Origin of the sequence: Dysgonomonas sp. 511, from assembly GCF_010501105.1 — a bacterium.
In the GTDB taxonomy this organism is placed as follows: Bacteria; Bacteroidota; Bacteroidia; order Bacteroidales; family Dysgonomonadaceae; genus Dysgonomonas.
Window position 1 is genome coordinate 12476 of record NZ_QVMQ01000001.1, and the last position, 24087, is coordinate 36562.

Sequence of the window (24087 nt, forward strand, 5' to 3'; positions counted from 1 at the left end):
AGGCACTTTATTAGCGGTGTTTTCTTACTTTTGTAAACGAGAAAAGCAAACCTTGAAAAACAATTAACTTATAATATTAATTTAAATATCGCCTTATGTTTAAAAATCATCCGAAGGGTCTGTTAGCCGCTTCATTGTCTAATATGGGAGAGCGTTTCGGCTTCTATATTATGATGGCAATCCTCACCCTATTCCTCATGTCGAAATTCGGGCTAGACAAATCAAATGCAGGAATAATCTATTCCGTATTTTACTTCTCCATATACGCCCTAGCCTTAGTGGGAGGGCTTATAGCCGACAAAACCAAAAAGTATAAAAGCACTATCCAGGTAGGTATTGTACTGATGGCTGTCGGTTATCTTCTTATCGCCATTCCAACCCCTACCCCTGTTCCAAATTTAGGATTATACCTTACACTTACTTGCCTTGGCTTATTTGTGATCGCTTTTGGCAACGGGTTGTTCAAAGGAAACCTGCAAGCGCTGGTAGGACAAATGTACGACAACGAAGAGTATGGAAAAATGAGGGATTCCGGTTTCTCCTTATTCTATATGTTTATCAATATAGGTGCAATATTCGCACCCCTCATTGCAGTAGGTGTCCGCAACTGGTGGCTCAAAATCAACGGATTTGTATATAACCCCGACCTTCCGGCTCTTTGCCATCAACACTTGGGTGGAACGCTTTCGGGCGACGCAGCAGAAAGATATACAACCCTGGCCTCGGAAGTGAGCCTTAACGGAGGAGCTGCTGATTTAACGGCTTTTGCCAATGAATACCTGGGCGTATTCAACACTGGTTTCCACTATGCCTTTGGGGTGGCCATTGTTGCCATGCTTATATCTTTTATAATTTACTCTATCAATAAGAAACGCTTCCCAGACCCGGCACTAAAGAAAGCTGTAGCAAAGGTTGATTCTGTTGGAACACAAACAGAAGAAAAAGTAATGGATCCGTCGGAAGTAAAGCAACGCCTTTATGCTTTGTTTGCAGTATTTGCTGTTGTTATTTTCTTCTGGTTCTCATTCCACCAAAACGGGCTGACCCTGACATATTTCGCGAATGAATATACAGACCTGAGCAAAATGAAGCTGGATTTGTTCGGACTGGTTACCTTGGAAGGTGCAGAATTGTTCCAATCCTTCAATCCGCTGTTTGTAGTATTCCTTACCCCCGTAGTACTTGCTGTGTTCGGATGGCTTCGCGCTAAAGGTAAAGAACCTTCCGCTCCGAAGAAAATTGCTATCGGTATGGGTATCGCCGCACTGGCTTATGTGGTTATGACGATAGGTTCTCTTGGGCTTCCTCTCAACTCGGAAGTAAAAGCAATGGGAGGATTGGCTGATGCCGCGCGCGTAACCCCGTTCCTGCTGATAGGTACATATCTGATTTTGACTATAGCCGAGCTGTTTATCAGCCCATTGGGCATCTCGTTCGTATCGAAGGTTGCACCTCCTCAATACCAGGGCATCATGCAAGGTTGCTGGCTGGGAGCTACAGCATTGGGCAACCAACTCCTGTTTATCGGAGCTATATTATACGAAAACATTCCGATCTGGGCTACGTGGGTCGTATTCGTTGCAGCCTGCTGCGTGTCCATGTTTACGATGCTGTTCATGCTGAAATGGCTCGAAAGAATTACGAAGTAGAAATATAAGAAACACTATAAACCGGCCCTGAACAACAACATTTTCAGGGCTGGCTTGTTATTAGAGTGACAATAAGCCAAGAAAAGAATCCGTAGCCTTAGGCGTCGGATATACACATTTATCAAAAAATCTTATCTTTGCGTCCAATATTTATTTCAACTATAAAACTATGAGGAAAACACTCATTATCATCCTGCTACTATCTTTCTCTGCAACAGCCATAAAATCGCAAGGATACGACAAGAATTGCTATTTTGGCTTTTCGTTCGAAGTCAGCCAGAACAAAAACTGGGGATTCGGCGAACTAATCATTACCGATGTTACCCCCAACTCGCCTGCCGAAAAAGCAGGGGTGAAGGTCAACGATATCATCATGGAGATAAACGGTAAAGCTACATACCTGCGCGATAACCAGACTATTGCAAACTGGCTGTTCGACGATATGTATGCGCCTACAGCGAAGTTTACCATCCGCAATATGAATACATACTTCAAGGAATATACACTGAACAGAGAATGTATTGCTATAGGGTCGATAAGCGAGCGCGATCTCTCCCGCATCTTTTCGTTCTACAGCCTCGAAGATACCAACGAACGAAACTTCTACCTTCCACTAGCCATAGAACCCGATAAGGATGTAGAGTTTACCGACTACCACTCGTTCGATTTCTACCTGGCCAAAGGAGAAGAAGTGCCGCCGATAGATGCAAAAATAACAGCCCTGCTCGAACAAGAATTATTGGCAAAAGGACTAGTACGCGATACCACCGATCCGGATATGCTGGTGCAGGTTTATTACAGCTATGTACCAAACCCACGGTTTACGGCATTGGTCAACCCCAGCTACTCATCATCTACATGGCGCTACGACAGCGACAAGAAAAGGATGGTAGAACTACCTATATTCGGGCAAAACGAACCGAATACCGAAACGGCCGCCCAGTTCATTGTAGAATATGGCTTTAGCATATACGACCGTAAATATATAGACACCACAAAACTGACACAAATATGGGATTGCAACATTACCGACTATCTGGCTTCGCGCTATCCGCTAGACAGGTATGTGGAGTTTCATACTCCATTGATGTTAAAGCAGTTCCCTTATTCAAACTCAAAGATCGGAGCAGAATATAAGGTAGAATTTAACCGGTACAATTACACCGGTATATATTACGATACCGAAAACCTGACTACGATAAAGGATATTGATGCCGGTTCGCCCGCATTCGAGGCCGGCCTGCGCCCCGGATACGTAATAAAGAAGATTGGCGGGAAGAAACTCGATTATACAAAAGACCAGTTATCGAACGGTTATAAGCACTTCATTGCCGAGACAATGAGTATGAGGGATAAATCGACACAATTTGCAAATGCAGAAGGTTTTACAGAGTGTATGTTATGGAATCCGGCCTACTATAGCGATATTGCCAAGAATTTCCAGAAGAGCAATTATTTTACTATATTTTCGTACTTGTATAATTTCCGTAACTATGTAAATATCAACAACAACGATAAGGCTATAACGATAGAAGCGTGGGACGGTATGCAAAACCGCATATTTAGGGTAACACCTCAAATACGCGAATCGGTTATTGTAAAAGCCTTATAAATAAATACATTATACGAAGTTTTGGGACAAAGGTTTAGCCATAATAGCAGAATCTTTGTCTTGATTTATTTATAATTATCATTCAAAATCCCTACCTTTGCGCCCAAATTCATTGTACGGCTATCATACGTAAACAATATTGATACAACAAAAGATATAAAATGATTACAGTTTCTAATTTAGGCATTCAGTTTGGCAAGAGAGTTTTATTTCAAGATGTGAATCTCAAATTTAGCAGCGGCAACTGCTATGGCATCATCGGTGCAAATGGAGCAGGAAAATCGACATTCCTCAAGATACTTAGCGGAGAAAAAGATGCAACTACCGGTACATTCTCATTAGGTTCGGGAGAAAGGCTTTCGGTACTATCGCAAGACCACTTTGCTTTCGACCATCAAACCGTAATGGACACGGTATTGCAAGGCCACGATGTGCTGTGGGATATAATGAAAGAAAAAGAAGTATTGTATGCTAAAGAAGATTTCTCGGATACCGATGGCATAAGAGCCTCGGAACTGGAAGAGAAATTTGCCGAATTAGAAGGTTGGAATGCCGAAAGCGATGCTGCAATCCTGCTCAACGGCTTAGGGATTCCCGATGCATTCCATTACCAGATGATGGGCGACATGAGCGGAAAACAAAAAGTACGTATATTGCTTGCACGTGCCCTATTTGGTAATCCTGACAACCTGCTGCTCGATGAGCCGACCAACGACCTTGATATAGAAACCGTGATGTGGCTGGAGAATTATCTGGCTAATGCAGAAAATACGATACTGGTAGTTTCGCACGACCGCCACTTCCTCGATTCGGTATGTACCCACACTGTAGATATAGACTTTGGCAAGGTTGCTATGTTTGCCGGCAACTATAGCTTCTGGTACGAGTCGAGCCAGCTTGCACTTCGCCAGCAACAACAACAGAACAAGAAGGCCGAAGAGAAGAAGAAAGAACTGGAAGAGTTTATCCGCAGGTTTAGTGCCAATGTAGCCAAATCGAAGCAGACTACCAGCCGGAAGAAGATGCTCGAAAAACTTAATATAGAGGAAATTAAACCATCTTCGCGCAGGTATCCGGGTATAATATTTACGCCAGACAGGGAACCGGGAAATAAAATACTGGAGGTCAACGGGCTTAGCAAGTCTGTAGAAGGAAAGGTGTTGTTCGACAATATTAATTTCAACATAGAAAAAGACGATAAGGTTATATTCTTGTCGAAAGATCCGCGGGCTATGACTGCCTTTTTCGAGATCATAAACGACTATGCGAAGCCTGACGCTGGCACATTTAGCTGGGGGCAAACAATTACAACTGCATACCTACCACTCGACAATGGCGATTACTTCAAAGATGATATAAACCTTATAGACTGGCTGTCTCAGTTTTCTGACGATACGAGCGAAATATATATTAAAGGCTTTTTGGGCAGGATGCTATTTTCCGGAGAAGAGGTTCTTAAAAACACCAAAGTATTATCGGGAGGTGAAAAAATGCGTTGTATGATAGCGCGTATGATGATGAAAAATGCCAATTGCCTGATACTGGATTCTCCGACAAATCACCTCGACCTGGAATCTATACAAGCATTCAATAATACATTGATAAACTTTAAAGGCAATGTCTTGATGTCGTCTCACGACCATGAGTTTATTCAGACTGTATGTAACAGGGTTATAGAACTTACGCCAAACGGAACAATTGATAAAATCATTGATTATGATGATTATATCACATCGGATGAGATAAAAGCATTGCGCGAGAAGATGTATAAATAAGGAGGATAATCAGCTTTATAAATCTGAAAAAGAGAGCATTAAAAAGCTCTCTTTTTTATCACCCTTCCCCAATGCGTCTTTTTAACACGAATAATTTTGATTGCTCCAATTTCATTCATATCTTTGCATTGAAGATAAATTAATGTGAAAGTGGAGAAAACAATTGAGTAATTAAGACCAAAAATAAAGGGGGAGTAATATGGTGTTCTGGGCATTAATTTTCCTCTGGTAACAAACCGTAAGTTTATACCAACCTTACAAACTATTCAAATAATTGCTTGTGAAAGTATTTCTTAGGATATTGAGTTACTGGAATGCTCCCCTTTTATCCTGTTTTTCTAAAGGTTAGGCTTCGCCATCGAGCATTGCATCTCTATAACCCAAGAAATATAAAATACCATCGAGCCCTACTGTCGACAAAGATTGTTTGGCATTCTCTTTGACTTTAGGCTTTGCATGGAAAGCAATTCCCAAACCGGCAATTCCCAACATTGGCAAATCATTAGCACCATCGCCGACTGCAACAGTCTGCTGTATATCAACTTTTTCTACCTGAGCAAGCAGCCGTAGAAGCTCTGCTTTACGCTTACCGTCTACAATATCCCCTACATAGTTGCCTGTCAACTTTCCATTTTCTATTTCCAGTTCGTTAGCATAAACATAGTCGAACCCGTACTTCTCTTTCAGATAATTACCGAAATAGGTAAATCCCCCTGATAAGATAGCCAGTTTGCATCCGCTCTTCTTCAATACACGGATAAGGCGGGTCATACCTTCTGTTATAGGCAAATTCTCGGCGATCTCTTTCATTACCGATTCATCAAGCCCTTTAAGCAATGAAACCCTTTGCTTGAAGCTTTCGGAGAAATCTATTTCGCCACGCATAGCCGATTCTGTAATAGCTTTTACCCGCTCGCCCACTCCGGCACGTTCTGCCAGTTCGTCTATCACTTCTGTTTGTATCAATGTAGAATCCATATCGAAACATACAAGGCGGCGCATACGGCGATACATACTTTCTACCTGAAAAGCAATGTCTATGCCCTGTTCGTCGGCAAGCTTCATAAATTCATGCTTCAATTCCTGAACATCGTCCACTGCACCTCTTATTGCAAGTTCGATACAAGATCTTCCCGGCCTGTCTGCTCCATTCAAAGGGACACGTCCGGTCAGGCGTATTATTTTCTCTATATTAAGCTTATATTTCTGGCTGATTTGTGCTACGGCCGATATCTGCTCGGGCTTTAATGTACGCCCCAGCAAGGTCACAATGTAGCGGTTTTTTATGCCTTGTGTACATACCCAACGGGAGTATTCTTCTTTGCTGATAGGCGAAAAACGGATTATAACGCCAATCTCTGTGGCTTTAAACAACAAATCTTTAATGACTTCTCCTGCATTAGAAGCCTCAAACATAATAGCAAGAGACAATGAATGATGAATATTTGCCTGGCCAATATCAAGTATATTTGCATTATGATTTGCTAAAACGGCTGTCAGCGCCGCTGTAACTCCAGGTTTATCTTCACCTGACAGGCTTGCTAATATTATTTCCGAATTTTCCATTGTAATTTCTAATAATCAGATTTCTTGATACTTTGTAATCAAGCGAGTAAAGCTTTTTCTGCTTTTTCTGCTTTTGCGAAATCGAACTGATCTATGATTTGCTGTTTTAGTATATTTATGCGGTCATTGCACAAGTTGCCAATACTACCTTCGTGCGTATGGGCTACTGTCTTATCGTGGGCGAAATTGCCTTTTTCTATTTCCAATCCTACATGTTTATAAGCATCGCGAAATGGCATTCCCTCCAAAACTAGGCGGTTTACTTCTTCGACACTGAATATAAGCAGGTACTTAGGGTCGTCTAGTATATTCCTATTTACCTCCAATTCGCTAACCATATGCCCCACCATATTCAGGCAATCGTTCACTTCTTCGAATGAAGGGATAAACTGTTCTTTTATGATTTGCAAGTCGCGGAAGTATCCTGAAGGCAGATTGTTTATAATCAAGGTAATATCGTTAGGTAAGGCTTGAAGTTTATTGCATTTTGCTCGCGTAAGTTCAAATACATCAGGATTTTTCTTATGGGGCATAATGCTTGATCCGGTTGTATATTCATCCGGCAATTTAATGAAACCAAAGTTTTGGCTATTGTACAAGCATGCGTCGTACGACAGTTTAGATAATGTACCTGCAATGGATGCAATGGCGAAAGAAACTATCCGTTCCATTTTCCCCCTGCCCATTTGCGCATATACTACATTATAGTCCATAGAATCGAATCCCAGCAAATCGGTGGTCATCTGGCGATTGAGAGGGAAAGACGAGCCATAGCCCGCCGCCGAACCTAGAGGGTTGCGATTGCAGACTTTATATGCTGCCAGAAGAACTTGCAGGTCGTCGACCAAACTTTCGGCATAGGCACCAAACCAAAGCCCGAAAGATGAAGGCATCGCTATCTGCAGGTGGGTGTATCCCGGCATCAACACATCCTTATATTTTTCACTCTGATCTATTAGAATATCTATAAGACGGGATACAGAATCGACAAGAATATGGATCTGATGGCGTGTAAATAATTTCAGGTCGACCAAAACCTGGTCATTGCGCGAACGTCCGCTATGTATTTTTTTCCCCACATCGCCTAGTTTGCGGGTAAGCATCAATTCTACTTGCGAATGAACATCTTCGATACCATCTTCTATTACAAATTTACCATCAACGGCAATCTCATATATTTGCTTCAGCTCTTTGGAAAGGAGCCTCAGTTCTTCCTGCTGCAGAAGCCCGACAGATTCGAGCATTGTTATATGAGCCATCGATCCTAAAACATCAAATGGAGCAAGATATACATCGAGCTCCCTGTCGCGTCCAACAGTATATGTTTCTACATCTTTATTTACCTGAACGCTCTTCTCCCAAAGTTTCATCGGTTATTCTTCTGTTCTGTTATTCAAAATTTCACGATACGGCAATGCAGCGAGCACTTCTACCACCTTATCTATTCCGGTCTGCAAGGGTTTGGAGACCATCGGCTTCAAAAAGGGATTTAGATCGGCTTGTATGGTAAGTTTCATTCTGGAATTGCCTTCGGAATCGGGCAATAGCTGTATCCACATCTTCACGTCGAAGGGCAATTGCTCTGCTTGGAATTTTATTGTTTTGTCAGGCTCTCTTTCTACTACAAGAAATCTGACTTGACCTATCGGGTCTACAGTTACGGTACAAGAATCTTTATCAAAAGAAAATCCCTTAATTTTATCCTGAGGTATCTTATCTTTTGCTAATTCCAGATTATTCAAATCGGACAAGACTGCAAATACATCCTTATTTTGATATGGTATAATCTTTATTTCACTGGTATATTCAGCCATCTCCTATATCTTATTTATTTCCAGTCTGCCGGAGCTTTACGCCATTCCTGAAGTGTTTCGAGGTCGGATTCGGCGATATAATCTATGCGCAACGCCTCGTCGAGCACAGCATCATAGTTGGTCAAAGTCAACAATTCGACTCCTGCTTGAGCAAACTTATCGGTTGCGATAGGAAATCCATATGTAAAATTGGCAACCATACCTACAACTTCCGATCCGTCTTTACGAATGGCTTCTACGGCCTTTAGGCTGCTCGACCCCGTAGATACAAGGTCTTCGACGACAACGACTTTGCTGCCTGGTTTAAGTTCGCCTTCTATTAGGTTTTCCAGTCCGTGATCTTTTGGTGTAGAACGTATATATATGAAAGGAAGCCCTAGTAAATCGGCGACCAATGCTCCGGGCGCAATGGCTCCGGTGGCAACGCCTGCTATGGCATCAACTTCTGTAAAATTTTCGAGAATAAGACGCGATAGTTCTGTCTTTATAAATGTGCGGATACGGGGGTATGATATCAACTTACGGTTATCGCAATATATTGGCGATTTCCACCCCGAGGCCCAAGTAAAGGGATTGGATGGTTGCAGTTTAATAGCTCTAATACTAAGGAGTTTTTCTGCTGTAAGCTTTTCTAATGTGCTGGTGCTCATATTTTTTTTTTCAAAATAACAACAATCTATTTTATCAGGCTACAAATATACGATTTATAGATAAAATAAAAGAAATTATAGCATAAAGAAATATATTTAAACTTGGAGTAAATAATAGAAACAAAGAGGAGCAATCTGAAAATCAGATTACTCCTCTAGTATAATAAAGCCGTATTGGTGGATATAGCCGAAACTCCATAAAACAGGATTTGAGTGCCTTGATCCCTTTGTAATCCACTGTGCGATGCAACCCGGAGGTGTGGCCCGCCATTAGAATCAAAAGCTTGTCTCGGATATTTGTATTAATTGATGAGTTTCCCAATCGACCAACACGACTTAAACTAATCTCCTTTAGCTAAATCAAAGTTATGCAAAAGAATTTTACTTTCCAAATATTGTATCAATAATTAACGTCTTTCTTCTTGGTGCTGCACCCGCATGTAGAACAGCCGCAGCCTTTTTTTTGTTCGTTTGCGGAGAAGAAAAAGTTGTATATTTTGTATATAATAATTATTGAGACAACCACTCCTATTAATCCGACAATTATTTCTTGAAACATAAGATCTTATTTTTATTGAGATTAAAGATAAAGAATAGTTACGCTTTTTCCAGTAGATAGACATATATAAAATGTTAACAAAAAAAGACCATTCAGTATTGAATGATCTTTTTTGTTATATCACAAGCTACACGATAAATCAATAATCTGCATTTTGATGTATATCTGGATTCACATCAATTTCAGCTTGGTCACTGGCACTTGATCTTTTCTGGTTATTGGAGTGTTAGGCAAATATCCCACACGATTAACTGTACTAGTACCCAAGTCTCTAATTATATCAAAGAAACGATGTCCTTCCCCAAATAACTCTTTACGTCTTTCTTTCATTACTAAATCAAGAGTAGCTGTAACATCTGTAGCTTCCGGATTAGCTCGTTTACGTATAGCATTCAGATAGGTAGAAGCATCTGATTTTCCTGTTCGAGAACCAGCTTCAGCTACAATTAAATACATATCAGATAGACGTATCACACGAGTGTTATTAACATAAACATTTCCATTCCTACCAGGATACTTATTTATAAAATAACCCATTGTGCCCGCATTGTCCAGTTGCTCAGCTTCCAATAACCCCAAACGAACATCTTTAGCGTCTTCTTTTAATATATCATGCAATTCTTTTGTTATAATAGAGGCATAATATCCATCAATGCTCCATACATACCCAATTCCTTCTCTATCAGCATTGTCCGTTTCTGAACTGTGGATTTCAAAGATAGATTCGGTAGTAAATTCTTGAGACCATGAATTCACATAATCTGCATTACCAATAAGAGAGTATCCTCCATTTGTAACTACATCTTTTGCTTCTTTATATGCATTTTCATAATCTCCCATATAGAGATAAACTCTGGCAAGCAAGGCTTTTGCAGCCCAGTAGCTCATCTTTCCATTTGTTTTGGTTTTATTCAACAAAACTTTTGAAGTACTTATACCTAATGCTTCCTTCAGATCACCCAAAATAAATGTATATGTTTGCTCAACTGTACTTCTTTGAGGCTTATCATTTTTCGAAAAGACCTTATCGGCGATGATTGCACCCCACGCACTCTTATTTTTAAGATATGGTTCCCCATATATTTTCAATACATCAAAGTGCATTAATGCTCTCAAAGCTAAGGCCTGCCCTCTTACGTCATCTAATGTTGTTTGTTCTTTCTCTGTACTTATCTTAACAGAACCTGCATCAATCTTCGTTATAAGGTTATTTACCCTATTCATATTTCTGTAAATATATTGCCAGAAAGAACCTCCATTTGTAGATGTCAACGCTGTAGCATGACCAAATGTAAATTGGCTATATGTACGTTGACCATTAAAAGTCGTAGCCATATCATCCCCCCTCACATCACCATAGGTGATCATGTCTGTTCCATAATAATAACGCGAAACAAAACCTGTATATACACCATTTAGTGCAGCTGTAGCTTCACCAACAGTGGTAACGGCTGTTTCATTTGGTATTTGGTCGCTAGGAGACACTTCTAGGAAATCGGAACATGCCGAAAACGAAATTAACCCCAACAAAATTGCGCCACTTAGCAATTTTTTTATATTATACATATCTATTATTTTTTAAAATTAAAAACTCAATTCCACTCCAAAAGTAACATCTTTGAGAGGAGGTAGTGCATATCCAACAATATAATCAGACGGAACTTCAGGATCGAAGTCTGCAGTTTTTCTCAAAGTCAATAAATTAGTAGCATTAACAATAAACCTTACAGACCCTAAATTAATTTTCTTTACAACATGCGTTGGCAAAGTATAGCTTAAAGATATATTTTTCAACCTAGCATGTGTTGAACTATGTATCCATTTTGACGAAGAGTAGTTTCCATAGGCATATCCAGTGATACGGCGTCCGACTCCTGTATCTCCCGATTTTCTCCATCTATTTTCATATTGTCCTATAGATGGCATATAACTGTAATTAAAGTCATACATACCATTAGTGTCTCGAATCCATCCCTCATCATAAAATCTACCACCCAAAGAGAATGACACTAGTGCCGAAAGTTCAAATCCTTTATAAGAGAAGGTGTTAGACCATCCTCCAGTTAAATCTGGATCTGCTTTATCGATTAGGACACGCTCGGCCAATGCTGGGTTTTCCGTGATATCCCGGGAAAGAGTTCCGTCGTCTTTTAATTTATTTGTATACCATTGTTCCGCTCCAGTTTCAGGATTAACTCCTGCATACTCCCTTGTATAGAAAGAATAATACGATTCTCCTGTCTTTGTTATAAACGGCAACCCGTCTCTACTCTTAATTTCCTGGTCCCCATACACTTTTGTTACTTTATTTGAATTATGAGCAAGGTTCAGTTTTGTATGCCAAAAGAAATCTTTATTATTAACGACATCAACACCTATTGAGATTTCAATACCTTTATTCGACATTTCGCCCAAGTTTGCCACATAGTTGACAAATCCGGTAGTATGAGAGACTGGAACCGTAGCAATCAGATCTTTTGATTTTTTATTGTATAAGTCTAACTCAAAAGACAAACGATTAAACAATCTAGCTTCGAGACCAAAGTCTAATGTATTGAATTTTTCCCATTTCAAGTCAGGATTAAATATTCTTGCTGGATATGTTCCTGGAGACCCCATATAACTGGCTGTCACATAATATGTATTTTGTGACGAATAATATGTCGAAGGTAGGTTTCCGGTTTCACCATATGAGGTTCTAAGTTTTAAATCATCAATAAATGTTAATGAAGACATAAACTTTTCAGCAGATACACGCCATGCACCCGATAGAGACCAGAATGTACCCCAGCGGTTATTCTCTCCAAAACGAGTACTACCGTCACGTCTCAAGCTAGCCGAAGCATAATACTTGTTATCATAATTATAATTTAATCGGGAAAGGACGGACAATATGCGGTCATTGTCCTTCACAGAGTAAGCTCCAGTAGGTGTTGCTGCACCAGCAAGTTCATATACTTGTGACGACGCATATCCTTGACCTACAGCTTGAATCATATCTTCGACTCTTTTTTCAACATCCCAGCCTATCAGCACATCAAAATTATGAACATCCTTAAAAGTTTTATCATATGACAAAATAGAAGATGAATATAATTTTCTGGATTCTGGCGTCATTTTAATAGTCAAACCACCTGCATTCGCACCATTCCTACCATCTTTTGACCATACAGTAGTTGATCTTACATTGTTATAATCATAACTCAATGTTTGTTTAAACTGCAAATTATCATAAATCTTGTACTGAGCCCAAAATGAAGCTCTTGCGCTAAACACGTCTAACAAATATTTATCGGTATTTAACGATTTAACTGGATTGGCCAAACCGCCAAGCATTGTTCCTTCATAAAAAGTACCATCGGCATTGTATATAGGTGTAGTCGGCGCCAGATAGTTTCTTGTTGCATAATAAGGGTTTGCATAAGCCCCACCTTCTGCTACACGGTTTTTCTTAACTTGTGCTATCGAAATATTCGCCCCCATTTTTAGATTGTCGGTTTCATGGCTTAAGTTTAATCGACCTGTGTATTGCTTAATCCATGAATTTTCAGCTTTACCTGATTCGTCAAGAGCACCTAGCGACGCAAAAAATTTAGTTTTATCATTACCACCCTCTATTGAGGCCTCATAGTTCTGAATAGTTCCTGTACTTTTAAACAAGGCATCCTCCCAATCAGAATATCCCCCTTCTGGTATAGGGTAAAACGCGTCGATGCGAGCTTGAGCACTAGCCATGGCATCTTCGTGAGATGCACCCCCATCTATTTGTTTATTATACCATGAATCTTTCATAACATCGCGGAATTGATCTCCATTAAGAACCTTCCGGCTTGTTACTGCCCAATCATTAAAACCAACCGAAGCTTTCAGAGAGACTCTTGTCTTTCCTGATTTACCACCTTTCGTAGTTATTATTATAACACCATTAGCACCGCGAGAACCATACATAGCAGATGCAGCAGCATCTTTTAGTATCGTTATTGACGCTATATCAGAAGTCCTGATCAAACTTGAAATACCCAAACTACCAGCCGAGCCACTAACTCCTGACACTGACATATTTTCTGGAACTACGGGAATCCCATCTATCACATACAAAGGTTCGTTAGATCCGTTAATAGACCCCATACCACGCAGTCGTATTGACTGTTGTGATCCTGGTTGCCCTGACGGAGATGTAATTGAAATACCTGGAGATATTCCCTGCATCGCTTTCTCAAAAGAGACAGCTGGCACATCCTTGATAGCATCTGACGTAACAACACTGGCTGCTCCTGTAAATGAAGCCTTTTGGGTTGTTCCATAAGGCACAGTTATCTCAACTGCACTCAACTCTGTCACGTTGTCCGCCATCGTCACTGTCATGCCTTGAACAGCCTTAACCTCTACGGTTTTCATCCCTACAAGGGTAAATACCAGCGTACTCTTTCCTTCCGGAACATTAATGGAATATTTACCATCTAAATCTGTCACAGTACCGATAGTAGTACCTTTTACCACAACAGAAGCACTAATCACAGGTTCTCCGTTACCGTCAACGACAATACCGTTAAACCGCGTCGTAGTTTGTGCCATAACAAGCCCTATGCTTATAAATAAGCAGGACAGAAAAAACACCATTCTTTTCTTCATACAAACACTATTTATTATAAAATATTAAAAACCAATGTTATATCTCCCATAACATTCAGACGCAAGTCTTATTTTTAGCATCTATTTATTTTTGGATACACAAAATTAAAAAAAATTGCGGAAATGACAAATTGCAACCGTAATGCCGCAAACAGCACAAATTGACAGAAAAACAGCCAAATACAGCAATAAAAACCACAAAAAAACCTCGCTACACCAAAACGAAACCTTATTCATGTGTCAAAAAGACAAAAAACAAGGTAAAATGGGAGCCTTTATTAATGCATTTTTTAACATTAAATTCTAAAAAAAAATAATTCAATGAAAGATTTCGCACCAGCCCTCACTCTCTCGATGCACCTTTTTTATACTCATTCTAAATAAAAAACGCTGTTTGTTTGTATATAATATGGCAAAAAATATCCATCTTTGCAACTGAAAATAAAAAGGATAAACTAATGATGTTATTATCTGACCTCAAAACCGGAGAGAGAGGCATTATTATAAAGGTAAACGGTAGCGGCGCATTTCGCAAACGGATACTGGAAATGGGATTTGTAAAAGGCAAAACCATTAAGGTTATACTGAATGCACCCTTGAAAGACCCTATCAAATACAAGATAATGGATTATGAAGTTTCGCTCCGTCGCAGTGAAGCAAAGCTTATCGAGGTAATCTATCCTGACCAACTCCAAAAGCAGGAAACTATTATAGAGAATTTCAGCTATCCACAAGAAGATAATAATCGAACAGAAAGTCTCGAACCCAATGCCACACCAAGTATTACCGGAAACAAAAAGGAGATAAAAGTAGCATTGGTAGGCAATCCGAATGCAGGCAAAACCTCTCTTTTCAATATTGCATCGGGAGCGCATGAACATGTTGGCAACTATGGAGGGGTTACGGTGGATGCAAAAGAAGGAAAATTCAAATACGGAGGATATACATTTATTATTGTCGACCTGCCAGGCACTTACTCCCTTTCTGCTTACACTCCGGAAGAGCTCTTCGTCAGAAAACAACTGGTAGAAGATCACCCTGACATAGTACTGAACATAGTAGCAGCCTCGAACCTCGAACGCAACCTGTACCTGACTACCGAGCTGATAGATATGGAAGTTCCGGCGGTTATAGCACTTAATATGTACGACGAATTGCAGGAAAGCGGCAGCGAGTTCGACTACAAGAGGCTATCAAAGATGATAGGTATCCCGATGGTTCCTACCGTTGCCCGTTCGGGAATGGGAATAGAAGACCTGTTCGATACTATCATCGACATCTTCGAAAAACGCGATACTATTTCGCGCAGGGTACATATATATTACGGCAATAGCATAGAGAATGCCATTAGTAAGATAAACATAAAGTTAAGCAAAACAGAAGTTGCCCATCTTGCATTTCCCCGCCGGTATATTTCCATCAAGTTGATAGAAAAAGATAAGGACATAGAGGAATATGTAGCATCTTTCCCCTACAGCAAGGAGATATTTGCACTCAGAGACAATGAGATAAAGAGCATTGAAGAAACCCTTGGCGAAGACACCGAATCGCTACTGACCAATGCCCGTTACGGCTTCATCGCCGGAGGACTGAAAGAAACATTGAAGGAAAAGACACAGGAGTCGGATCGCACACGTGTCATTGACGCTATTGTTACAAACAAGTATCTGGGCTTCCCTCTCTTTTTCCTTTTCATGTGGATAATGTTTGAATGTACTTTCCGGCTGGGCGGGTATCCGATGGGATGGATAGAAAGTGGCGTGGAATGGATTGGAAACCTCGTCAGGATAAGTATGCCCGAAGGAATGCTCAAAGACCTGATTGTAGACGGGATAATAGGGGGCGTAGGGGGCGTTATCGTATTCCTACCCAATATACTTATATTATATGCCTTCATTTCCTTTATGGAAGACTCGGGTTATATGTCACGCGCCGCATTCATCATGGATAAGGTAATGCACAAAATGGGATTGCATGGAAAATCATTTATCCCTCTGGTTATGGGATTTGGCTGCAATGTGCCGGCAATATTGGCTACACGTACCATCGAAAGCAGGAACAGCCGCATGATAACCATGTTGATAAATCCATTTATGTCTTGCAGTGCCCGGCTTCCGGTTTACCTGCTCTTTGTCGGCATCTTTTTCAAGTCGTATGCCAGTTTCGTTTTATTCGGGCTCTACTTCACAGGCATACTTATAGCTGTGATTTCAGCCCGCCTGTTTAAACGATTCCTCTTCCCTAAAGAAGATACACCTTTTGTAATGGAACTCCCTCCATACCGTATGCCTACGGCAAAAGCCGTGATGACACATATGTGGGACAAGTCACGCCAGTACCTCCGTAAAATGGGAGGAGTAATACTTATTGCATCCATTATAATATGGTTCTTAGGCTATTTCCCTCAGAACAAAGAGGCTGATGAAGCTTTCGACAAGCAACTGACCCAGATAGAAACTTCATTCGGCAACAAACATATAACGGGGGAACAAAAGGATGAGCAAATAGCCGAAATAGAAAACAGCCGCACTATGCTTCGTCAGGAAAATTCATATATAGGGCGAATCGGAAAGGCTATTGAACCTGCAATGCGGCCGCTTGGTTTCGACTGGAAGATAAGCGTAAGCCTGCTTACCGGAATGGCTGCTAAAGAAGTTGTAGTGAGCACCCTTAGTGTCTTATATACAGGCAACCCTGAAAACCATGAATCGCTGGAAACACGCCTGCTTAACGAAAAAGATGCTGATGGCAACAATACGTTTACCCCCTTGGTGGTGGTCAGCCTATTATTGTTTGTCTTAATATATTTCCCTTGTGTGGCTACAATAGCTGCTATAAAAGAAGAAGGTGGGTCGTGGAAATGGGGGCTATTCAGTGCCATATACACCACTATGCTTGCCTGGATTGTGTCGTTTGCCGTATACCAGATAGGTTCGCTCTTTTAGCAAGAGCATGATCTTCTGAAAAACAGAAAAAGCTTTCAGTACTGAAAGCTTTTCTTTTTCAAGGGTGAAAGACGGGGCTCGAACCCGCGACCTTCGGAACCACAATCCGACGCTCTAACCAACTGAGCTACGATCACCATATTTGCAATTGCGGTGCAAATATAGGCAAATTTCTTATAATAACAAGAAGTAAGATCAAAAAAATATATACTCTTTTACTTTATGCTTACAAAGATTAAGACCCGATAACCCCTATATTTAGGAATGAAAATGTATTTTTGCATCTATAAATTATCTTTTGCTACAAATGGATATCTTAAAAAACTATAGCTTTACATTACTCTTACTTTCCGGAATACTGCTCGGAGGCATATGCGGAGTCGTCTTTGGAGAAGATGCTTCTGTGGTGAAACCGATAGGCGATATTTTTCTCAACCTGATATTCGTCCTCATCGTTCCGCTCGTATTCCTTAGCATATCGTCCTCTATATGCAATATGAGGCAATCGAATATGGTGGGGAAAGTTATTCTCAATATCGTTCTGGTCTTTCTGGCTACCGCCGTCGTTTCAGCACTGCTGGCCTACGGCTTCATATCCATATACAACCCTTTAGGGGGAATACAACACTCAATATCGGATATTGGCTACATACCTCCTGTTGCCAATCAGCTATCGTCTGCTGAAGTGCTTGTGAAAACTTTTACCGTATCCGATTTTCTTCTGCTATTCACTAAATCAAACCTGCTGCCGCTGATCATATTCTCCATATTCTTCGGCTTGGCAACCTCTATGGTTGGCGAGAAGGGAAAGCCTGTCGTCTCGTTCCTGAATGCCGGAACCGAAGTTATACTCAAAATGATGAGCATAATAATGAAAGCCGCTCCTATAGGACTGGGCTGCTATTTCGCCGATACGGTAGGAAAACTAGGAGAGCAAATACTAAACGGGTATATGCAGGTATTCATCTTATTCCTGATACTTACCGGCATCTCGTTCTTCGGGTTGAACTCATTATATGCCCTATTAGCCGGAGGCAGGAAAGGCTTCTTTGCATTCTGGAAAAACATTCCCGCCCCTGCCCTCACGGCCATCGCCACATCTTCGAGTGCCGCCTGTATCCCCATCAATATAGAAAGTAGTAAGCGGATGGGCGTACCAGCCTCCATCGCCGAAACTGTAATCCCTCTGGGTACGAACATACACAAAGACGGTTCGATAATGGGAGGCGTCATTAAAATAATATTCCTGTTCACCATATTCGGGCAAACGATGCCAATGCCCAACGTCTTTGTTATTATAGGCATGGCCTTGCTGGTCGGCGCAGTAATGGGCGCAATACCAAGCGGAGGAATGACCGGAGAGCTGCTCATATGCTCCGTATTCGGTTTTTCTCCCGAATTAGCAGGCACTATATTAATAATAAGTACCATCATCGATATTCCCGCCACCTTGCTCAACTCTACAGGCAATGTTGTGTGTGCCATGTTGGTTGCACGGTTGAGCGAGGGCAAGAACCGGACCAAGAATCATAAAAGTATTCCATCTAAACAATAACATTCTATGAACTTTAAACTGATTACAATATCAATAGCCCTATTGTTCTGCATAATAGCCAAAAGCCAGAACAACCCTTCACTTCCCAGACTACACGAGCAAACAGATAAAGAGTTCGTAGATCTGAGAGCAAAAAAGAACCCGCTGATAGGCGTATCGGCTACACGAGGCAGCAAAGGCGGCTCGGTTATCTCAGGCACATATATACAGGCCATACTCAAAGCCGGAGGAACACCCATCGTGATTCCCGTTATGACAGACGGCGTTGTACTAAGGGATATAGTAAAGCAACTCGACGGGCTGATAATAACAGGCGGTGATGACATTGCTCCTTCTTATTACAACGAAAAGGAGATACCCAAAGTAAACGAGATAGATTCTATACGCGACATCTACGACTTTGTACTGCTCAAGCTGGCTGCCGACCGCAACATTCCTATCCTTGGCATCTGCCGCGGCATGCAGTTGATAAATGTAGCTTATGGTGGAAGCCTCTATCAAGACATACCATTACAGGCAAAAAGCGACATAGAGCATAAGCAAAAGCAGCCACGCGATATAGTAACGCACGATGTCTCGATAGATGCAGGTTCCAAGCTGGCTTCGATATTGGGTGTGACCAATGTGCATACCAACAGCTACCACCATCAGGGAGTGAAAAAAGTGGCTCCCGGATTTAGGGCTACAGCTAAGGCTTCCGACGGTATGGTCGAAGCTATTGAAGCATATCCCAACCGCAATATCATTGCTGTAGAATGGCATCCCGAAGTACAGGCAGCAGCAGGAGATACAACAATGCTGAAACTGTTCTCATTCTTTATGGGCGAGGCCGACCTGTTCCGCAGAGCGAAAGAACTCCATAAGCAGATCTTGTCTGTCGATACCCATTGCGATACCCCCTTAGAATTTAAGAAAGCAGGTTTCGATATAGGCAAAAGAGAGAGCAATCAGGTAAACCTTCCTAAAATGGAAGAAGGGATGCTCGATGCTATTTTTTTCGCCGCATATACCGCACAAGGCCTCCGCGACAAGGTTTCGAGCCAGAAAACCGTCGACAAGATAGAAGGACTGATAAAAGGCATCCATTCGCAAGTGGAAAAGAATAAAGACCTCTGCGAAATAGCCTATACCGCCGACGACCTTAGGAGAATCAAAGAAGAAGGCAAAAAAGCAATCTTTATCGGCATAGAAAACGGATATGGCATAGGCAAGGACATTGCCAATATAGCAAGGTTCAAAAAGATGGGCGTTAATTATATCACCCTCTGCCATACCAAAGACAACGACATCTGCGATACCTCAAGCAAATCGAACCACGAATGGAACGGACTCAGTCCATTTGGCAAGCAGGTGGTAAAAGAGATGAACCGCCTGGGAGTGATGATAGATGTATCGCACGCAGGAGAGAAAACTTTTTGGGATGTAATCGAACTATCCGAACAACCTATCATTGCTTCACACTCGTCGGCACAAGCCCTTTGCTATCACGACCGCAACCTTACGGATAAGCAAATGCAGGCTATAACTAAAAACGGCGGCGTAGTACAAATCTGCCTTGTAGACCTCTTCATCAACAAGGACAGGAAGAAAGCCAGCCTGCAAGATGCTATCGACCATATAGACCACGCTGTTAAAGTGGCAGGAATAGATCATGTAGGCATTGCATCCGATTTCGATGGCGGCGGTGGACTGATTGGCTGCGATGGAAGCAACGATATGATAAACATCACCATGAAACTAATGGAAAGAGGCTACACCAACGAACAGATCGGGAAAATATGGGGTGGTAACTTCCTCCGTGTGATGAATACCGTTCAACAGAATGCCAAGGATACCACAACCAATTAATAGCAACCTGTAGCAAAGGGGGTTACGTAACAAGACAGAGATATTTCAAAGACCATTCAAATGTTAATTTTTTTAGAGGTATTGGCAAAAAGGGGCTATTTGGTTAGCATAATTTATAAAAAATATGTTTTATAATATGTTTTTTAATTTGGCAGGAGCATTCAAAAGTCGTTCCTTTGTATCGATAACCAAACAATCTTTATTTTACCTTAAGCCTAATACCTAATTTGACTCACACATAAGAGGAGGTTTTGATTCAAAAGCCTCCTCTTATGTATTTCAGGCCTTCTGATATTTCACTGCTGTCCAGTCTGTGATAAGAGGTATATCTTCCACATAGAAGCCACTCATATACAAATACCCGCCATCGTTGAGAACCGAAGCATATGCAGGAATATCGTTCAGCAATATATTACGGTTTATATTCGCCAATATAATATCGAAAGACTTATCCCCCAGCAACTCCGCTCCTCCAATCTCTACGGAAACATTATCCACACTATTGAGTTTCAGGTTTTCCATCGCATTGTCGTACGCCCATTGGTCTATATCTATTGCCTCGATAGGGTTCGCTCCTCGCATGGAAGCCAATATAGCCAATATAGCTGTTCCCGTTCCCATATCCAACAACGATTTTCCGGCAAAATCATCTTTCAGTATCTCCCTTATCATCAGTTCGGTGGTCTGGTGATGCCCCGTACCAAAAGCCATTTTAGGATCTATATAGATATTGTATTCGTATGTTGCCGGAACTTTATGGAATGTACTCTGAATGATGCACTTGTCATCTATAGTCAATGGTTGGAAATAGTTCTTCTCCCACTCTTCGTTCCAATTCTGTTCTTCTATACTCTTGAATGTATAGCTAATCTGTGCTTCTAATGGAAAATCGGCTAAAAGCTGATCCAAAGCAGCTATATCGAAAACATCGCTTTGAATATAGGCCAATGTACCGTCCTCATCTTCTACAAAACTTTCGAATCCCAGTTCGGCTATAGAAGCTGAGAGGATACTGTTTACAATCTCATTGTTAGGAACGCAGGTGAATTTGACTTCAATATATTTCATAATATCTGTTTTTCGGCAAAGGTACATTTTTCTATCCTGTAATATATCCACATACCGGAAGATAATCCCTCCTTATTTCAATATACGTTCTATCTGCTCCAGTTCGTCAAGTGTAAAATCCCTATTCTCCGTAGCTTTCAGATTATCTTTCAGCTGATTGAGCGAACTTGTACCTACGATAACGGAAGTCACGTGCTTATTTTGCAAAAGCCACGCCAGAGCCATTTCTGCCAATGTCTGTCCCCGTTGCTGAGCCAATATATTCAATGCCTTTACTCTTTCTATCACTTGCGGGGTAATTTCATCCTCCTGCAAAAAGCCGTGGCTCTTATGGGCACGCGAGGTTTCGGGAATACCATTCAGGTATTTATTGGTAAGAAGCCCCTGCGCTAATGGAGAGAATGCAATGAACCCGACACCATACCTTTCGTTGAGCGACATATGCTCAGCTTCCGGCTCACGAGCAAACATGCTGTACCTGTCTTGATAGATAAGGCAAGGAACATGCTGCGCTTTTAAGAACTCATAAGCTTCGGCGGCTTTCCGTGGCGGGTATTTCGATATACCGATATACAAGGCCTTCCCTTGCCGCACGATATCCACCAAAGCCTGCATGGTTTCTTCTATCGGTGTATGAGGGTCGTAACGGTGCGAATAGAAAATATCAAAATACTCCAGCCCTGTCCGCTTCAAGCTCTGGTCTATACTCGCCATAATATATTTGCGCGAGCCTCCGTCGCCATAAGGGCCATCCCACATCAGGTGTCCGGCTTTGGACGAAATAATAAGCTCGTCGCGATGATTTTTCAACTCTTTAGCCAACACTTTCCCAAAGTTTGTTTCGGCACTTCCGGGAGGAGGCCCGTAGTTGTTTGCCAGATCGAAATGGGTAACCCCCTTCTCGAAAGCGTACAGAATCATAGACGTAGCTACATCAAAATTGTCTACATCGCCAAAGTTGTGCCACAAACCCAATGATATTTCGGGTAGTTGCAATCCGCTATTGCCACAAAAATTATACTTCATATGCTTAAAATATTATTATATTACCTGTTACTTTCAACAATAAAGCACAAATATTAGTTTATTACAAATCAAAGAATTATTTTACTTTCGCCAAATAAAAAGTAACAAAAGTAACAGCTTTTTACCCGTTTTTCCGTGTTACTTTTTCCTTCTGATTCTAACACTATCACCTATTATAAAGATAAATTTCCTGCCTCTTTATTCAGATTATTGCAATATAATGCATTTTTCTATTACAAGGAAAAGAACAATGACACTTTACCAAAATTAATTTATAACTTTGTTGTTTTGGTAGTTTTTGGCATGAAAGAACGTGTAGTTGTAAAAATAGGCAGTCAGGTGCTTACCCGCAAGGATGGCACATTGGATGTTACACAAATGTCGGCATTGGTAGACCAGATAGCCGAACTCAATAAGAGCGGGGTAGAAATCATCCTTGTCTCGTCGGGAGCTGTGGCTTCGGGAAAGTCGGAAGTAAAAGCAAAAGCCAAACTCGACACCGTATCGGCGCGGCAACTTTATTCTTCGGTGGGGCAGGTCAAGCTTATCAACCGTTATTCCGATCTGTTTCGCCAGCATGGCATAGTCTGCGGGCAGATACTTGCCACAAAGGAAGATTTTTCCACGCGCCGCCATTACCTTAATCAGCGCAACTGTATGTCGGTGATGCTCGACAACAAGGTGATGCCCATTGTAAATGAGAACGATGCGATATCGGTCAATGGACTTATGTTTACCGACAACGACGAACTTTCGGGGTTGGTAGCCACTATGATGGGGTGTAATAAACTTATCATATTGAGCAATATCAATGGTATATATACAGGAAATCCTTCCGACCCTGCCTCCGAACTGATAAGGGAAATAGATACCAAAAACGGTAAAAACAACATAGAAGACTGCATACAAACGTCTAAGTCATCTACCGGGCGTGGTGGCATGACTACCAAATACAATATTGCCCGCAAAGTGGCCGAAGAGGGAATCGAAGTCATAATAGCCAATGGCAGGACAAGCCATATATTAGTCGATCTGATTGGCAAAAAAGATGTACCTTCCACGCGCTTTGTAGCTTCGCCCAAAGCCGCCAATAGCCTAAAAAAATGGATTGCCCACTCCGAAGGATTTGCCAAGGGTGAAATACATGTCAATCAGGGTGCAAGCGAAGCCCTGCTGGGCGAAAAGGCTGTAAGCCTGCTACCTATAGGAATCACAAAAATAATTGGTAACTTTGAGGCAGACGATATTGTACGCATCATAGACCACCTCGGCAAACAAATAGGGATAGGCCGTACGGCTTACAATAGCGAAAAAGCAAACGAAATAATAGGTAAAAGCAATAAGAAAGCTGTTATTCATTACGATTATTTATATATTGAAAAATAAAA

15 protein-coding genes and 1 tRNA gene are annotated in these 24087 nt (G+C 41.3%); 7 read left to right on the top strand and 9 right to left on the bottom strand.

All coding sequences use genetic code 11. The annotated features are described in order from the left end of the window. Positions 1 to 95 precede the first annotated feature (95 nt). The 3 genes from D0T57_RS00075 to D0T57_RS00085 all read left to right on the top strand — a co-directional run bounded on the left by D0T57_RS00075 (position 96) and on the right by D0T57_RS00085 (position 5036). Complete coding sequence (locus D0T57_RS00075) at positions 96 to 1649, top strand: peptide MFS transporter (RefSeq protein WP_163269606.1); 1554 nt, start codon at positions 96 to 98, stop codon at positions 1647 to 1649. Positions 1650 to 1818: 169 nt separating this feature from the next. Then, positions 1819 to 3261 carry a PDZ domain-containing protein gene (locus tag D0T57_RS00080; protein WP_163269608.1) on the top strand — a complete coding sequence of 481 codons (1443 nt, stop codon included), beginning with the start codon at positions 1819 to 1821 and terminating at the stop codon, positions 3259 to 3261. A gap of 161 nt (positions 3262 to 3422) precedes the next feature. After that, complete coding sequence (locus tag D0T57_RS00085; RefSeq protein ID WP_163269610.1) at positions 3423 to 5036, top strand: ABC-F family ATP-binding cassette domain-containing protein; 1614 nt, start codon at positions 3423 to 3425, stop codon at positions 5034 to 5036. A gap of 345 nt (positions 5037 to 5381) precedes the next feature. Here the strand turns inward: D0T57_RS00085 and serB are convergent, their stop codons facing one another. The 6 genes from serB to D0T57_RS00115 form a co-directional block, all read right to left on the bottom strand. After that, positions 5382 to 6602, bottom strand: a complete 1221-nt coding sequence (gene serB / locus D0T57_RS00090) for a phosphoserine phosphatase SerB (protein WP_163269612.1) — start codon at positions 6600 to 6602, stop codon at positions 5382 to 5384. 38 nt (positions 6603 to 6640) lie between these two features. Then, positions 6641 to 7972 carry an argininosuccinate lyase gene (argH, locus tag D0T57_RS00095; RefSeq protein WP_163269614.1) on the bottom strand — a complete coding sequence of 444 codons (1332 nt, stop codon included), beginning with the start codon at positions 7970 to 7972 and terminating at the stop codon, positions 6641 to 6643. 3 nt (positions 7973 to 7975) lie between these two features. Further along, positions 7976 to 8416, bottom strand: a complete 441-nt coding sequence (locus D0T57_RS00100) for an SRPBCC family protein (RefSeq protein WP_163269616.1) — start codon at positions 8414 to 8416, stop codon at positions 7976 to 7978. 14 nt (positions 8417 to 8430) lie between these two features. Then, the gene (gene pyrE / locus D0T57_RS00105; protein WP_163269618.1) at positions 8431 to 9066 is read right to left on the bottom strand and encodes an orotate phosphoribosyltransferase; all 636 of its coding nucleotides are present in this window, start codon (positions 9064 to 9066) and stop codon (positions 8431 to 8433) included. Positions 9067 to 9796: 730 nt separating this feature from the next. Further along, entirely contained in the window at positions 9797 to 11191 is a 1395-nt protein-coding gene (locus tag D0T57_RS00110; protein ID WP_163269620.1) for a RagB/SusD family nutrient uptake outer membrane protein, read from the bottom strand. Positions 11192 to 11209: 18 nt separating this feature from the next. Further along, on the bottom strand, positions 11210 to 14257 hold the full coding sequence (locus D0T57_RS00115; RefSeq protein ID WP_163269622.1) for a TonB-dependent receptor: 3048 nt from the start codon (positions 14255 to 14257) through the stop codon (positions 11210 to 11212). Positions 14258 to 14718: 461 nt separating this feature from the next. Between D0T57_RS00115 and feoB the strand changes: the two genes are divergently transcribed. After that, on the top strand, positions 14719 to 17202 hold the full coding sequence (gene feoB, locus D0T57_RS00120) for a ferrous iron transport protein B (RefSeq protein ID WP_163269979.1): 2484 nt from the start codon (positions 14719 to 14721) through the stop codon (positions 17200 to 17202). Positions 17203 to 17264: 62 nt separating this feature from the next. Here feoB and D0T57_RS00125 read toward each other — a convergent pair. Then, a tRNA-His gene (locus D0T57_RS00125) sits at positions 17265 to 17340 on the bottom strand. Positions 17341 to 17509: 169 nt separating this feature from the next. Here D0T57_RS00125 and D0T57_RS00130 point away from each other — a divergent pair. Both D0T57_RS00130 and D0T57_RS00135 read left to right on the top strand, forming a co-directional pair. Next, positions 17510 to 18757 carry a dicarboxylate/amino acid:cation symporter gene (locus D0T57_RS00130; protein WP_163269624.1) on the top strand — a complete coding sequence of 416 codons (1248 nt, stop codon included), beginning with the start codon at positions 17510 to 17512 and terminating at the stop codon, positions 18755 to 18757. A gap of 6 nt (positions 18758 to 18763) precedes the next feature. Then, positions 18764 to 20605 (top strand): gamma-glutamyl-gamma-aminobutyrate hydrolase family protein, encoded by a 1842-nt coding sequence (locus tag D0T57_RS00135; protein WP_163269626.1) that lies wholly within the window; start codon positions 18764 to 18766, stop codon positions 20603 to 20605. A 279-nt stretch (positions 20606 to 20884) separates the two neighbouring features. Here the strand turns inward: D0T57_RS00135 and prmA are convergent, their stop codons facing one another. Together prmA and D0T57_RS00145 are read right to left on the bottom strand one after the other, a co-directional pair. Further along, positions 20885 to 21673 carry a 50S ribosomal protein L11 methyltransferase gene (gene prmA / locus D0T57_RS00140; RefSeq protein ID WP_163269628.1) on the bottom strand — a complete coding sequence of 263 codons (789 nt, stop codon included), beginning with the start codon at positions 21671 to 21673 and terminating at the stop codon, positions 20885 to 20887. Between the two features lie 72 nt (positions 21674 to 21745). Continuing rightward, positions 21746 to 22699 carry an aldo/keto reductase gene (locus tag D0T57_RS00145; RefSeq protein ID WP_163269630.1) on the bottom strand — a complete coding sequence of 318 codons (954 nt, stop codon included), beginning with the start codon at positions 22697 to 22699 and terminating at the stop codon, positions 21746 to 21748. A gap of 303 nt (positions 22700 to 23002) precedes the next feature. Here D0T57_RS00145 and proB point away from each other — a divergent pair, with 303 nt between their 5' ends. Next, positions 23003 to 24085, top strand: a complete 1083-nt coding sequence (gene proB, locus D0T57_RS00150) for a glutamate 5-kinase (RefSeq protein ID WP_163269632.1) — start codon at positions 23003 to 23005, stop codon at positions 24083 to 24085. The last annotated feature ends 2 nt before the right edge of the window (positions 24086 to 24087 follow it).